This window comes from Nostoc sp. CENA543, assembly GCF_002896875.1.
Lineage (GTDB): Bacteria > Cyanobacteriota > Cyanobacteriia > Cyanobacteriales > Nostocaceae > Trichormus.
The window spans coordinates 3126089-3139346 of sequence record NZ_CP023278.1 but is presented as its reverse complement, the minus strand read 5'-3'; the positions used below and the strand labels follow the sequence as shown (position 1 = coordinate 3139346).

The following is a 13258-nucleotide window of genomic DNA, read 5'->3' as shown; positions in this document are numbered from 1 at the left end:
TCACAATATAATATTTAAGCTTCAAAGCAACTGGCAAAGAAGCTCTGAAGCTATTTACCGCATCTTAAGAAAAGTTTAAGTCTGTCAGTTAGTTGACTAAGCTGACAGACAAATATACCCAAGAGAGTTGAAGTAACTCTCCCACAAACTATGAGCGTTGGATTTTATCTTTTTGGCTGATGAAAATTAAACCAACTGTGGCAGGGATAACAACGATCGCAGTACCCCAAGCCAGACTCCAAAGAAAGTTTGCTAAAGATGGTGTCATGGATCTCAACCTTTTTTTACACTCTTCATCATAATTCTAATAGTGTATTACTTCCTTGAGAAGCCTGTATATCTGATGTGGCAACCCCAAGACTACACCCCGCCAAAGTTAAACACTGTCTTGAGTGTAGTTGCTTTTCGTCACGCGCTCATAAGTAGTACCATTTGGTTAAAATTTAGATATAACCAGCTTTACAAAGCTTAAAATTTAATTATCTCCGCTTTCAGTTTTCTGTTTGTCCATCAAATCGTAGCTCGGATCAATTCCATGACGGCTGTTAACCTAACTGTTTGGATTCTTGGCCCTATCTTGGGGTTAATGACTTTTCTCTTCATTTTCCGCATCATTCTGACTTGGTATCCCCAAGTTGATTTGAATCGGTTGCCTTTCAATCTCATCGCTTGGCCTACCGAGCCATTTTTAATCCCATCGCGAAAAATTATCCCACCTATCGGCGGAGTTGACATCACCCCCATCATTTGGGTAGGTATCTTAAGCTTGCTCAGAGAAATTCTCTTAGGTCAGCAAGGATTAATTACCATGATGTCTCGTGTTAGTTAGGGTATGGGGGATGGGGCATTGGTTCTCAGAATGCCCCTAGAGGCGGTGGGTATAGCTCATCGCACCCGCTTCTCAATAGATTACGTCAAGCTCACTGTGCAATCACCTTAACTGGTTAGCCATTACTTATACTTCTTCAAAAACTAAATCTGCAAGCAAAATTCTAGTTTCTATCATGAGCTTAATTATTATGTGTCAGCTTAACAATTCAAAATTCAAAATTCAAAATTCAAAATTCAAGACATTTTCAGTGGGGGATTTCAACCCCCACTGAAAATATGCTACGTATAGACGTAGGGGTCTTAAACCCTCTGATTTACGATAAATTAGCTCTTGCATTTAGATTCTGGTTTTATAGGGCAAGTTTTACTATCAATTGGATTACCAGTCAGAATTAGGAACTGCAATTTACTCATCCTAGCGAGTGGCTGAACATCAAGAATATGATTGCGATGCAATGAGAGATATCTCAAATTATCTAGTCCAGCCAGTGGTTTGACATCACTAATTTCATTGTTATTCAGAATAAGTTCAGATAAATTACTTAATTTAGCTAATGGCTGGAGATTACTAATTTTGTTGTTATCAAGGCTGAGTAAGGTTAACTTATTTAATCTAGCCAAGGGCTGAATATCACTAATTTGATTATCATGAAGCCTGAGTTCAGTCAAGTTGCTTAATTCACTCAATGGTGCAAGATTACTAATTTTGTTATCTTCAAGTTTAAGGACAGCTAACTTATTCAATCTACTTAATGCCTGGATATCACTAATGTCATTATCATTAAGGTTGAGTTCGTTTAGGTTATTAAATTCAGCAAATTGATTTAAATTAGTAATTTGATTACCATGAAGATCAAGGGTATTGTACACACTTATTTTATTGAAATTAGCTTTTAAAAACCTAGTTAGTGGTGTGATATCGCTAATTTGATTATTGTGAAGTGTGAACCTGGTCAACTGAGGCAAATTAGCTAATGGCTGGACATCGCTAATTTTGTTGTTATCCAGGTAGAGAGCATTTAACTTACTCAATTTAGATAATGGGCTGAGATCATGAACTTGATTATTATTAAGAATGAGCGCATTCAAGTTTTTTAACTCACCTAATGGCTGGACATCGCTAATTTGGTTTTCTCCAAGACTAAGGGTGGTTAATCTGTTCAACTTAGCCAATGGTGTGAGATCACTAATTTGATTCCTTTCAAGGCTGAGATTAGTCAATTTCCTTAACTCACCTAATGGCTTAAGATCACTAATCTGATTGCCAGCAAGGTCTATGTCCTTCAGGTTGCTTAATTGGGATAGTGGCTGAATATCTTGAATTTTGTTCCCATAGACAGTCAGCTTGGACATTTTACTCAATTTAGCTAGTGGTTTAAGATCACTAATTTTGTTATTTTCAAGTTCAAGTGTGGTTAAGTTAGTGAGTCCAGCTAGTGGTTTGATATCACTAATTTCATTGTTGCCGAGATTAAGCTTAGACAAGTTAGTAAATCCTGCCAATGGTCTTAAATCCCTGATTAATTTGCCGCGCTTTGGCAAAAAACCAAAATTATTACCGTAAGGGCCATGAAGATTAAGTTCGGTAAGACCTTGGAGTTTAGAATCAGCTAGTTGGCAGTCTTGGGTATCAGCTTGTTTTAACAACATATCAATTGTGTGTCTAGCATCCGCAGATACCCACATTTTGCGATCGCACCACTGGCGAAAATTTTGCAGTTTATCTTCTTGCCCTAAGTCTTTTAAAAATAAAAATGGCATCAGTAATAAGAATACCGTTCCAGATACTAGAATTAAAGCCCTTTTCATAAAATTGGTATTTAGGGATTTGTATTTAATGGGATTTGCCAGCCAGCGATCTCAGTAAAAATTTTTAAAGACGCGATATCTCGCGTCTCTACATCCAAAATCAACCTGAGTTCGGCATCAGGAAAGGGACAGGTGGTAAGCTGAAAATTAAGATAGACATCCTCTCTCTGTGAAGTGTGAGAAGAGATGGAGATGAAAATCACGCATTTATTCAGATTTTCGTCCACTTTATCTCTCACAACTGATTTAGTATTGCTATACTTCTCAGCCTTTTACGCCTTACCCCTCACCTCTCTACTTCAAATCGCCACTCCCCAATTTCCTAAAGTTTCATCTCCTGAATGAAATTGGTGTAAACATGACCCTCTAAAAACTGGTGATTTTCCATGATTTTCTGATGAAAGGGAATTGTGGTCGGCAATCCAGTAATTGCACACTCTCTGAGAGCGCGTTTCATCCGGTTAATTGCTGTAGCACGATCTGGCCCCCAAACAATTAATTTACCGATGAGGGAATCGTAGTAAGGGGGGATTTGATAATCGGTGTAAACGTGGGAGTCAATCCGTACGCCAGGGCCACCAGGGGGAAGATAACCGCTAATGCGTCCGGGTGCTGGGCGAAAATCATGATCGGGGTCTTCAGCGTTGATGCGACACTCAATTGCATGACCTTGTAATACTACTTGGTCTTGAGTCAGCCTGAGTCTTTCCCCTTGGGCGATTCTAATTTGTTCAACTAGCAAGTCTACCCCAGTAATCATCTCTGTCACAGGGTGTTCCACCTGAATCCGAGTGTTCATTTCCATGAAGTAAAACTTACCGGATTTATCTAACAGGAACTCAATAGTACCCGCACCGGTGTAATTAATAAACTGGGCTGCTTTGACGGCGGCTTGTCCCATTTTTTCCCGCAGTTCTGGGTCAAGTGCAGGACTGGGGGCTTCTTCTAGTAACTTTTGGTTGCGGCGTTGAATGGAACAATCCCGTTCACCTAAGTGAATGACATTGCCGTAATTATCCGCCAAAACTTGAAACTCAATGTGGCGGGGACGCTCGATAAATTTTTCGATATAAACGCCAGCATTACCAAAGGCTGCACCTGCTTCACCTTGGGCGGCTAAAAAGAGTTTGACAAATTCATCTTCTGATCGCACTAAGCGCATCCCTCTACCACCACCACCAGCCGTGGCTTTAATCATCACTGGGTAGCCCATTTTATTTGCGATCGCTAATCCTTCTTCCTCGGTTTCTACCAAGCCATCGCTCCCCGGTACAGTGGGAACTCCGGCTTTTTGCATAGTTTCTTTAGCCGTGGATTTATCCCCCATCAACCTGATTGCTTCTGGGGTAGGGCCTATAAACGCAATGTGATGGTCAGCGCAAATTTCGGCAAATTTGGCGTTTTCCGACAGGAAACCGTAACCAGGATGAATAGCACTAGCATTGCGCGTTAAAGCCGCCGCAATGATATTAGGAATATTCAAATAACTTTTACCGCTAGCGGGTTCACCAATGCAAACCGCTTCATCAGCTAGTTGGACGTGCAGAGCATTCCGGTCAACAGTCGAGTGAACCGCGATCGTCGCAATCCCCATTTCTTCACAGGCGCGGAGAATGCGGAGGGCGATTTCTCCTCGATTGGCAATTAAAATTTTGTCAAACTTCATTTTCGAGCTTCGATATCAGTACCAGTAGATAGAAATTGTCTCCCATCCAAGTTGCAACAGCACAGTGGCTTTATCTCAAATTATGACAGGAGATTTACCAGCCTCATCTAAACGTAGAATGCACAATGTGAGTGCTGTTAGCGGTAGCGCGGCGTTTAGCCGGTGCTGAGTTCTGAGTAGGTTGATTCCATGTATACCCAATACTCACGACTCATTGTCAGTATTTATTTCATAAACGCTGAGTAATGAGTGAGGTTATTCACTTTCTACTCACTACTCCCCATTTAATATCACTTGTGGAGCTACTATATTTCTGTCAGTCTGGTATCTTCCTTCGGGAAATTTGTGATACCCCAAAATTAAATTTTTGGTAAAGTTAGCTAAATTCCTAATTATCTTTACCTATTCCTGTAGGTTGTGCTATGATTGATAATCGTGAAACTCATGCGGATGTGGCGGAATTGGTATACGCGCACGTTTGAGGGGCGTGTGGCTTTGCCTTGCGAGTTCGAGTCTCGCCATCCGCATTTATTGTTTAGTCAAAAGTCATTAGTCAACAGTCAAGAGTGAGAGATTGTAGACTGATGACTTTTATATTTAGGAATCATTTAGTTTAGTTGCGTAGTGCAGTAGCTCGGTATTCGGGGTTTCCGAACTTGAGGAAACCGCCATATTGAAGGTTAGAGAAAAAATCTTCCTTTGGTATTTTACAGAAGCATTGATCATATCCGTAACTAAACTAATGACTAATGACTAATGACTAATGACTAATGACCAGATTTCCGTCTTTTGTGCTTTCATAGAAGTAGGTGAACTTTTGTAAAGAACATTGACTGCAATATTTACTTCAAGTAACAACTCAACACTACCAGCCGCGTGGCATCGCCTAACCCCAATTTGGCAAGGTGGGGAGGAAGTAATTAAAAAAAGTTTGCCCCACACTCAGCTGGCTCCGGCTTGGCAAATGCTGCTGCTGGGTGACGGTTCACCCACAAGACACCTAGAATTACTGACGGGTGAGCCGACAGAAGTTGATGTCATTGATATGTCATTTATTGGCATGGATTTGGATGATGCGCCGGAATTGATTCACAAAGTCCCAGGGCCAAGACTACGGCGACAAGTGTGGCTACGCACTCCTAGTGGGCAGAGATTAGCCTATGCTACTTCGTGGTGGGAAGCTAGCCATGTAGATGAATATTTACAAAACCGTTCCTTGCCGATTTGGGCTAGTCTAGCGCGTTTGCGTACCGAATTATATCGAGATGTACGTGGTATTTATTACGGTTATTCCCCAGCCCTAGAAGTCGGATTTAACGTGGAAGGGCCTTTTTGGGGTCGCCATTACTTGTTTTGGCATCATGGTCAACCATTAACTTTAATTTACGAAGTTTTTTCGCCTTATTTAACAAAATACTTAGGTGCAACACAGCTAGAAACTGTTAACTAAAAAAATCTCCTATCGTCTTGGTGAGCAGAGACAGCAGGAGAGTAGAACGAGAAATAATTTGCTCATCTTTGTTCACTCCTGCATCATTGTAAAAAGATTGGTATCCAGTTTGTAGTAAGGACTTCAGTCCTTATTAGAGGACTAAAGTCCTCTCTACGAGACGCTTGCGCGAACACTACAAACCTTGAATTATCTACACCGTTCTACTGACTTGATAAATAGGCTCTCATCAAAACGGGAAAAGTTAAGATGATTTTGTTGCAATGAATCAAAATGCAGTTAATTTAAATTAATTAATGCAACGGTAAATATCAGCGTTATTTAGCAAATTAAAATTTGGCAATCCTTGGCTTCTCAAAGAAGTTGGATAAACGGCTGTTCATACATAATTGAGAATAGCTACATACTTATGTTGAGTAATGTAAAATTATCGTGCTTCCTATGCTGGTATCATTTCATCCAGTGATTATGCAACTCTAGATTCCTTCCTGTTACCATTTACCTATTTTCTGGTGGTATGAGACTTGAGGGAAGGAAAACTGAGCAAATTATTTGCTATATAAATATAGACATTTTTAATTTGAGTGAATTAGTCAAGCTAATCAGAAATTTGCAAATATGAGGTGTAGATTTCATGACATCACCTAGATTGTCTACTCCAAAGAAGAAACAAAAGAAATCTTCTTTGAGACTGACACTTTCAGGCGCAGGATTATTAATTGGTATAGGTAGTACGGCATACTTGTTTTTGAGTCAAGGTCAGTTATTTTATAGAGACTTACTGACAGGTGCGAATATTATTCCTAGTGATGCTTTGTTTGCGGTTTCTTTGACTACAGACATCAAACAATGGCAGAAATTACAGGAATTCGGCACGAAAGAAACACAAGCGCAAGTTAATCAAAGCTTAGTTCAGTTACGCGATCGCTTTCTCACCAATTACGGTTACAACTTTGAGCAGGATATTCAACCCTGGGTAGGCGATGAAGTTACCTTGGCAATTTTAGCCCCCCAGATGAATAAACCAGTTTCTAAGCCAGTCTCCACCATTGACAACCCTGGTGATAGTTCCCAATCAATGGTGATGGTGTTACCAGTTAAAAACCTCCAAAAAGCTCAAACTGTCTTTACTCAACCAAAAACCCTGATCCAAAGTAAATGGATTGACCGTACCTACCAAGGGATTAACATCAAACAAATTGAGGGACAGCCAGGAGAAAACTTATCGGCGGCATTTTTAGATGGAAAATTTTTGGTAATTACAGATAACCCGCAAACCGCAGAAAGAGCTATAGAAGCTTACAAAAATAAAACATCTTTAGCCACAATCGGCGGCTTTGCCGATAACTTTCCTAAAATATCTGGTTATCAACCTTTAGCACAGTTTTACATCAACATACCTAACGCTGCCAAAATAGCCGCCACAGCCCCCAACCGTCGTTTACCTGCACAAGTTTTAGCCCAACTACAAAATAACCAAGGTTTAGCCGGAACTGTGACACTAGAAACAGAGGGATTACGCATTAAAGGCGTGTCTTGGCTCAATCCTGGTAGTCAAAGAGTTTTGGCAGTCGAGAATCAAGCCGGTACAATGCAAAATCGCGTACCAGCAGAAACCTTAATGATGTTGTCTGGTGGAAATCTACAGCGTTTGTGGAGCGAATATGTTTTAACCTCCCAAGGTAATCCTCTCTCCCCCATTACGCCAGAACAACTGCGGACTGGGGTAAAATCCCTAACTACTCTGGATTTAGAAAGAGATTTACTCAGTTGGATGAAAGGCGAATTTGCGGTATCCATCATTCCTGGAACTCCCAAACCTGGAACTTCGCAAGATTTTCGTGCAGCTTTAGTATTTATGGTGCAAGCCAAGGAACGCCAATTAGCTGAAACATCCATCAAACAGCTAGATGATGTGATGAAAAATCAATATCAGTTCCAGATTCAATCAACAAAAGTAGCCAATAAACCCGTAGTGAATTGGATTAGTCCATTTGGGACACTTACAGCTACCCACGGTTGGTTAGATGGAAATGTGGCGTTTTTATCTATAGGTGCGCCCGTAACTGATAAAATTCTGCCTCAACCCAGCACTGCCCTCGCTAACAACTCAACATTTCAGCAAACAGTCCCCACAGAACCCAATCCCACAAACGGTCAATTTTACATAGACGTAGAACAGACAGCGAAAAATTTTCCCCTACCCAGACTACTCCCCCAACAACAAACCTTGCTAGCTGCTACCCGTTCCATCGGTATGACATCAGCCGTTAGCGATAACCGCAGCACTCGCTATGATATTTTTTTCACACTGAAGAAAGGTGATAGGTGATACCAATTCAAAATTCAAAATTCAAAATTCAAAATTAAGAAATCGATATTTTGCAAGGGTTTCTGGATTTGTATCTGTTTCATGATTTTAGTGAATTGGTATGGGGCAGGGTAGACAAGGTAGACAAGGTAGAATTTCTTGCCCAGTCCCCAGTCCCCAATATCAGAATTTTGAATTTTGACTTGCTCAAACAGATAGGATCAGAACAGTCAGAATTAAAATTTTCAAGAGTCCCCTGCGGAGAACACTTTATGAATCTGGTTTTACTCCAGAATTGGTTAGATAATGCCTCATTTGCTGTCTTATTTATCACCATGTTGGTTTATTGGGTGGGAGCAGCCTTTCCCAATCTCAGCATCACTAATGCGCTGGGAACAGCTGGGATGGCGATCGCTAATTTGTGCATCGCTACGCTTCTGGGTGCGCGTTGGCTAGAGGCTGGCTATTTTCCATTGAGTAATTTGTATGAATCCCTATTTTTCTTGACATGGGGAATCACTACAATTCATCTAATTGCAGAAAATTCCAGCCGTAGCCGCTTAGTGGGTGTTTTCACCAGCCCTGTAGCTATGGGGATTTCTGCTTTTGCTACATTGACATTACCATCAGAAATGCAAGTAGCCGAACCATTAGTACCAGCACTCAAGTCTAATTGGCTGATGATGCACGTTAGCGTCATGATGTTGAGTTACTCAGCCTTGATGGTGGGTTCATTGCTAGCGATCGCATTTTTGATTGTCACACGCGGTCAAAATATTCAATTACAAGGTAGTTCATTCGGTAACGGTGGCTATCGTACCAACGGCTACCGTCTGCAAAAAGCTGGTGAACTCATTACACAACCCCCAACACCACCAGCAGAAAACAATGGCTATGCACGGCTAGAAAGCAATAACAACGGTAACGGTAACACCGCCGTTTTAAACTTAGTAACTCCTACTCCAGCCTCAACCCTCACATCAGCACCAACCCTTTCACCCCAACGCCTCAGCATCGCAGAAACCCTCGATAATATTAGTTATCGCGTCATCGGTTTGGGATTCCCTCTACTCACCATCGGGATTATTGCTGGTGCAGTTTGGGCGAATGAAGCTTGGGGTTCTTACTGGAGTTGGGACCCGAAAGAAACTTGGGCATTAATTACTTGGTTGGTATTTGCTGCCTATCTCCACGCTAGAATTACCCGTGGTTGGCAAGGTCGCCGCCCAGCAATTTTAGCCGCCAGTGGCTTTGTTGTCGTTTGGATTTGTTACCTTGGTGTGAATCTTTTAGGAAAAGGTTTACATTCTTACGGTTGGTTTTTTTAATAGTTTTATCCCCTCTTTATTGGCAAAGAGGGGATTTGTAATAATTAAACTTAGATAAGCTAAATCACCTCATCAAATGGCTACCATCAATGAATACAGATAACATATCCAAAACCTGTTAAACGAACACGCCAAACTTGTACGGGATGAAAGCATTCAAGCGCAAACTATTTTTGATACTGAGCGAGATCACTATCAATTAGTTTATGTTGGTTGGCATAATTCTAAACGAATATATGGTACTGTTTTGCATCTTGACATCATTGATAGCAAAATCTGGATTCAACAGGATGGTACAGAAGTTGGTATTGCAAATAAATTAGTTGAACTTGGTGTGCCGAAACGAGACATAGTTTTGGGATTTGATCCCCCAAAATTCAGACATTATACTGAATTTGCAGTGAGGTAAGGTTTATGGTGTTGACTCTGCTGTTGAATTTTTAGGTTTTTTTATCACTAAAAACGACATTGGCAATCCTGCTTATCTGTCTCCATTGAAAATGATTAAGATTAATCCATAATTTTATTACGGATAATCTACCCCAGCAGCAGAAAATATAAATTTAGTTGCGGGATATTCTTATGACAGACGGATTTGAGCGACTAAATCATGATGAAGTAGTCAGTATAGAACCAGACACTTTCAAAAAACTCGAAATTGCCAAAACTTTTAAAGTTCGTGATTTAATTACAGCAATTAAAGAATATATTAGTGCAGAGGAAACAATCGAAGTAGATTTATATACTGATGGCTTAAGTTGTGAAGTTTTGAAATTTAGCGCACAAGGATGGGTAAAAGGAAAAGTCAGACTAGCGTTAGAGTTTTGTCCTGATGACCCTGATTCACCATTAGACGAAATCTATCAAATTCATCAACAGCTGAAGCAAATTGATCAGGAAACATTATGGTAATAAATAGGGGATTGGGGATTGGGGAATAGGGTTTAGGAAATGGGATGGACTGCACTACACGCCAAAATACATCGTACTCTGCGATCGCGCCACTTATTAAATCGCCAGACACGCCTGTTAGTAGCAGTTTCCGGTGGGCAAGATTCCCTGTGTTTAATGAAATTACTGTTAGATTTACAAACTAAATGGCAGTGGGATTTAGGGATTATTCATTGTGATCATCGTTGGCGTGAAGATTCCCAAGCCAATGCCTATCACGTAGAAAATCTGGCTAAAAATTGGGGTGTATCTTTTTATTTAGCAACAGCTACTCAACCAGTAAACACAGAAGCAGCAGCCCGTGATTGGCGTTATCAAACTTTTCTAGCGATCGCCCAAGCTCACAACTACCAATATATTCTCACAGGTCACACCGCCAGCGATCGCGCCGAAACTCTCCTTTACAACTTAACGCGGGGAACTGGTGCAGACGGTTTACAAGCACTCACTTGGCAACGTCCCCTAACTGAGAAAATTGTGTTAGTGCGTCCCCTATTGGAAGTTACCCGCAAGCAAACACAGCAGTTTTGTCAAGATTTTAACTTGCCAATTTGGGAAGATTCCACCAACCAAGATTTAAAATATGCCCGTAACCGTATCCGCCAAGAATTAATTCCATATCTACAACAAAACTTTAACCCCCAAGCCGAATTAGCCATCGCCCAAACCGCCGAACTACTACAAGCCGATGTGGAATATTTAGAACAAGCAGCCCAGCAGTTGCGGGAAGAGGTGATGGGAGACTGGGGACTGGGCAGGGGGCAGGGGGCAGGGGGCAGGGGAGTGGGGAAAGAAGATGAAGAAAATTTTTTACAGCTACGTTTAAATCGTCGGGTATTGCAAACAGCACCATTGGCAATACAACGGCGGGTAATGCGTCAGGTGTTACAAAAAATCCTTCCCGATGCCCCCAATTTTGAGCATATCGAGAAATTAACAGCCTTAGTTACCGCGCCCAACCGTTCACAAACCGATCCCTTTCCTGGTGGTGCGATCGCTCAAGTCCAAGGTGAATGGATAATATTAGGGACTGGGGACTGGGGACTGGGGACAAGGTAGACAAGGTGGACAAGGGGACAAGGTAGCAGATGAGAATAAACCAATACCCCATGCCCAATGCCCTATTCCCTATGCCCTAAGAAGCCAACAACTCTGGTTGAGAGAGTAAACCGCCGATGGTGTGACGAATTTCTGTGATTGTTTGCAGTTGATGATCACTAGTTTCTTGAATTTGACCCAGAGATTCACCGATGCTTTGTAGTTTTTGTTTGATTTCGTCTAGACGGTCTTGAATTGGTTGCAGTGCTTCTTGATAAAGGTTGACTCGTCCCCAACACTCAGCACTAGCCTTTTGTAAGGAACGAAGATTTTCTTCCATTGTTTTCAATTCTTGCTGCTGTTCTTGGATATTGTGGGTTTGATTATCAATCATGCCGTGGTCTAATTCCAGTGCAGCTTGCATTTGCTCAACTTCCCGTTCCAATTTTTGCAGTTCTTGGGATTGTTGTTGTCGTTGATTTTCTAGTTGTGAAAGAATGGGGCTAAAGTCAATGTTGTTTTCTTGATCACTGTTAGCAACCGCCTGACCTTGTCGCTTGAGGAGAATGTTTTGGTGTTGTTTAATCAACTTTTGCCGCATTAATAAATTGCGTCTTTGTCCGACTAAAGTCTCATTGAGCATCTGATAAAGGTCTTGTTCATCGGCTAATTCTTCCTGTAAATTACTGACATCTTGACCGGATGCTTGACTGATTTTTTGTTTTAATTGTTCTATGGTTTGTTGTTTATATGTCAGTTCTTGTTCTTGATCATGAACAAAACTAGAGTCTATTTCTAACTTTTCTGATAAATCTTGTATAGTCTTTTGCAGTTCAGCTAGAGGCATATTTTCTAGAGCCTGCACATCAATTTGTTGTCCTGGTAAACCACCACCAGAAGTTGCAGCTACAGCATAAAGTTGTTGGTATAACTCATCTTGAGATTGCAACTGTTGTTTGAGGATTTGCATCAGTTCTTGCTTACTGGCGATCGCAGCCGTATTGACTTTCAATTGGGCTGTTTGTTGCTCTAAAATGTGTTGTGCTTGTTGCCATTCATTTTGGCGATCGCTCACTGTTTTTTCTAGTTTTTCAACTTCTTGTTGCTTTTCTTGAGCTGTTGTTTTTTCTTGTTGAAATTTTTCCCAATGGGGATTGAGCGTAGCCTGCTGCTTTTCGACAATTTCTTGGGCGGCGTGTAGATGTTCGCGCAAGATTTCTATAGGAGCAACACGGCTAGATAAGCGTTCCAGTAACTCGCTCATCTTCTGACTTTGCGTCGCGTCTAATACTCCACCCTCTTGCAGACGCTCCTCCAAGCGTCGCTGCTCACCCCGCAGATGCTCCCAAGCACCTTCTAATTCCTGACGATTACGGTCAATTTCCGCTTGTAACTGTTCAATTTTCTCACGAGAGGTTTCAACTTCTTGTTGTTGTGTTTCTAAACGTTGAAACTCCTCCTCCATATTGTGCAACTGTTCTAAGCGCACTTCCATATCCATTTCACGGCGATTTAACTCCTGCGCCTGAAATGTCAGTGATTCCTTCCATTGATCAATTTCGTCTTCCTTGAGCTTATATTTTTCCAACTGACGGGAAAAATTTTGCAAAATATTTACCAATGGCCTACCAGCTTCTTGCAGTCTCTGGACTTGGCGATTGGGATTGACTTCCACCAAAACCAGTGCGCCATCATTTAATTTGCTGGCTTCTTCAGCAGGGATAATTTCCTCCGACACAGGACTCCAATTCTGGTCGGTTCTTTGACAAGCTAGCAGTTTCAATTCAGTTTTGGAATTACCACCCAGTAAGCCGCCTTTCTGCTTTTGTACTTCCGCTAAATACAGCACACCGATATTCCTCTTGGTACGTGAT

At 41.3% G+C, this 13258-nt stretch carries 12 protein-coding genes and 1 tRNA gene; 8 read left to right on the top strand and 5 right to left on the bottom strand.

What is annotated here, in order from left to right; translation table 11 throughout:
• Positions 1–148 precede the first annotated feature (148 nt).
• Complete coding sequence (psbX, locus tag CLI64_RS12900) at positions 149–268, bottom strand: photosystem II reaction center X protein (RefSeq protein ID WP_015112477.1); 120 nt, start codon at positions 266–268, stop codon at positions 149–151.
• A 267-nt stretch (positions 269–535) separates the two neighbouring features.
• Between psbX and CLI64_RS12895 the strand changes: the two genes are divergently transcribed.
• Positions 536–829 (top strand): YggT family protein, encoded by a 294-nt coding sequence (locus CLI64_RS12895; RefSeq protein WP_103137605.1) that lies wholly within the window; start codon positions 536–538, stop codon positions 827–829.
• Between the two features lie 326 nt (positions 830–1155).
• Here CLI64_RS12895 and CLI64_RS12890 read toward each other — a convergent pair whose 3' ends face one another.
• The 3 genes from CLI64_RS12890 to accC all read right to left on the bottom strand — a co-directional run bounded on the left by CLI64_RS12890 (position 1156) and on the right by accC (position 4306).
• Entirely contained in the window at positions 1156–2640 is a 1485-nt protein-coding gene (locus tag CLI64_RS12890) for a leucine-rich repeat domain-containing protein (protein ID WP_103137604.1), read from the bottom strand.
• Positions 2641–2651: 11 nt separating this feature from the next.
• Positions 2652–2879, bottom strand: coding sequence for a hypothetical protein (locus CLI64_RS30800; protein WP_225977577.1), 228 nt, complete (start codon positions 2877–2879; stop codon positions 2652–2654).
• Positions 2880–2962: 83 nt separating this feature from the next.
• Positions 2963–4306: an acetyl-CoA carboxylase biotin carboxylase subunit gene (gene accC / locus CLI64_RS12885; protein WP_103137603.1), complete on the bottom strand. Its 1344-nt coding sequence runs from the start codon at positions 4304–4306 to the stop codon at positions 2963–2965.
• 446 nt (positions 4307–4752) lie between these two features.
• On the opposite strand from accC, the gene CLI64_RS12880 reads away from it, so the two are divergent.
• The 7 genes from CLI64_RS12880 (at position 4753) to tilS (ending at position 11405) form a co-directional block, all read left to right on the top strand.
• A tRNA-Leu gene (locus tag CLI64_RS12880) sits at positions 4753–4833 on the top strand.
• A 302-nt stretch (positions 4834–5135) separates the two neighbouring features.
• Entirely contained in the window at positions 5136–5756 is a 621-nt protein-coding gene (locus tag CLI64_RS12875; RefSeq protein WP_103137602.1) for a chorismate lyase, read from the top strand.
• A gap of 634 nt (positions 5757–6390) precedes the next feature.
• Positions 6391–8088 carry a DUF3352 domain-containing protein gene (locus tag CLI64_RS12870; protein ID WP_103137601.1) on the top strand — a complete coding sequence of 566 codons (1698 nt, stop codon included), beginning with the start codon at positions 6391–6393 and terminating at the stop codon, positions 8086–8088.
• A gap of 251 nt (positions 8089–8339) precedes the next feature.
• Entirely contained in the window at positions 8340–9395 is a 1056-nt protein-coding gene (gene ccsB / locus CLI64_RS12865; protein WP_103140701.1) for a c-type cytochrome biogenesis protein CcsB, read from the top strand.
• Between the two features lie 106 nt (positions 9396–9501).
• Entirely contained in the window at positions 9502–9804 is a 303-nt protein-coding gene (locus CLI64_RS12860; RefSeq protein ID WP_225977609.1) for a XisI protein, read from the top strand.
• A 173-nt stretch (positions 9805–9977) separates the two neighbouring features.
• The gene (locus tag CLI64_RS12855; protein WP_103137600.1) at positions 9978–10307 is read left to right on the top strand and encodes a KGK domain-containing protein; all 330 of its coding nucleotides are present in this window, start codon (positions 9978–9980) and stop codon (positions 10305–10307) included.
• 39 nt (positions 10308–10346) lie between these two features.
• Entirely contained in the window at positions 10347–11405 is a 1059-nt protein-coding gene (gene tilS / locus CLI64_RS12850; RefSeq protein WP_103137599.1) for a tRNA lysidine(34) synthetase TilS, read from the top strand.
• A 76-nt stretch (positions 11406–11481) separates the two neighbouring features.
• On the opposite strand, the gene hmpF is transcribed toward tilS, so the two are convergent.
• Positions 11482–13233 carry a pilus motility taxis protein HmpF gene (hmpF, locus tag CLI64_RS12845; RefSeq protein ID WP_103137598.1) on the bottom strand — a complete coding sequence of 584 codons (1752 nt, stop codon included), beginning with the start codon at positions 13231–13233 and terminating at the stop codon, positions 11482–11484.
• Positions 13234–13258 lie beyond the last annotated feature (25 nt).

What these genes read in the sequence shown, in the direction of transcription:
- psbX (WP_015112477.1), bottom strand. Translation starts at nt 268, where the DNA reads ATGACACCATCTTTAGCAAACTTTCTTTGGAGTCTGGCTTGGGGTACT.
- CLI64_RS12895 (WP_103137605.1), top strand. Translation starts at nt 536, where the DNA reads ATGACGGCTGTTAACCTAACTGTTTGGATTCTTGGCCCTATCTTGGGG.
- CLI64_RS12890 (WP_103137604.1), bottom strand. Translation starts at nt 2,640, where the DNA reads ATGAAAAGGGCTTTAATTCTAGTATCTGGAACGGTATTCTTATTACTG.
- accC (WP_103137603.1), bottom strand. Translation starts at nt 4,306, where the DNA reads ATGAAGTTTGACAAAATTTTAATTGCCAATCGAGGAGAAATCGCCCTC.
- CLI64_RS12870 (WP_103137601.1), top strand. Translation starts at nt 6,391, where the DNA reads ATGACATCACCTAGATTGTCTACTCCAAAGAAGAAACAAAAGAAATCT.
- ccsB (WP_103140701.1), top strand. Translation starts at nt 8,340, where the DNA reads ATGAATCTGGTTTTACTCCAGAATTGGTTAGATAATGCCTCATTTGCT.
- CLI64_RS12855 (WP_103137600.1), top strand. Translation starts at nt 9,978, where the DNA reads ATGACAGACGGATTTGAGCGACTAAATCATGATGAAGTAGTCAGTATA.
- tilS (WP_103137599.1), top strand. Translation starts at nt 10,347, where the DNA reads ATGGGATGGACTGCACTACACGCCAAAATACATCGTACTCTGCGATCG.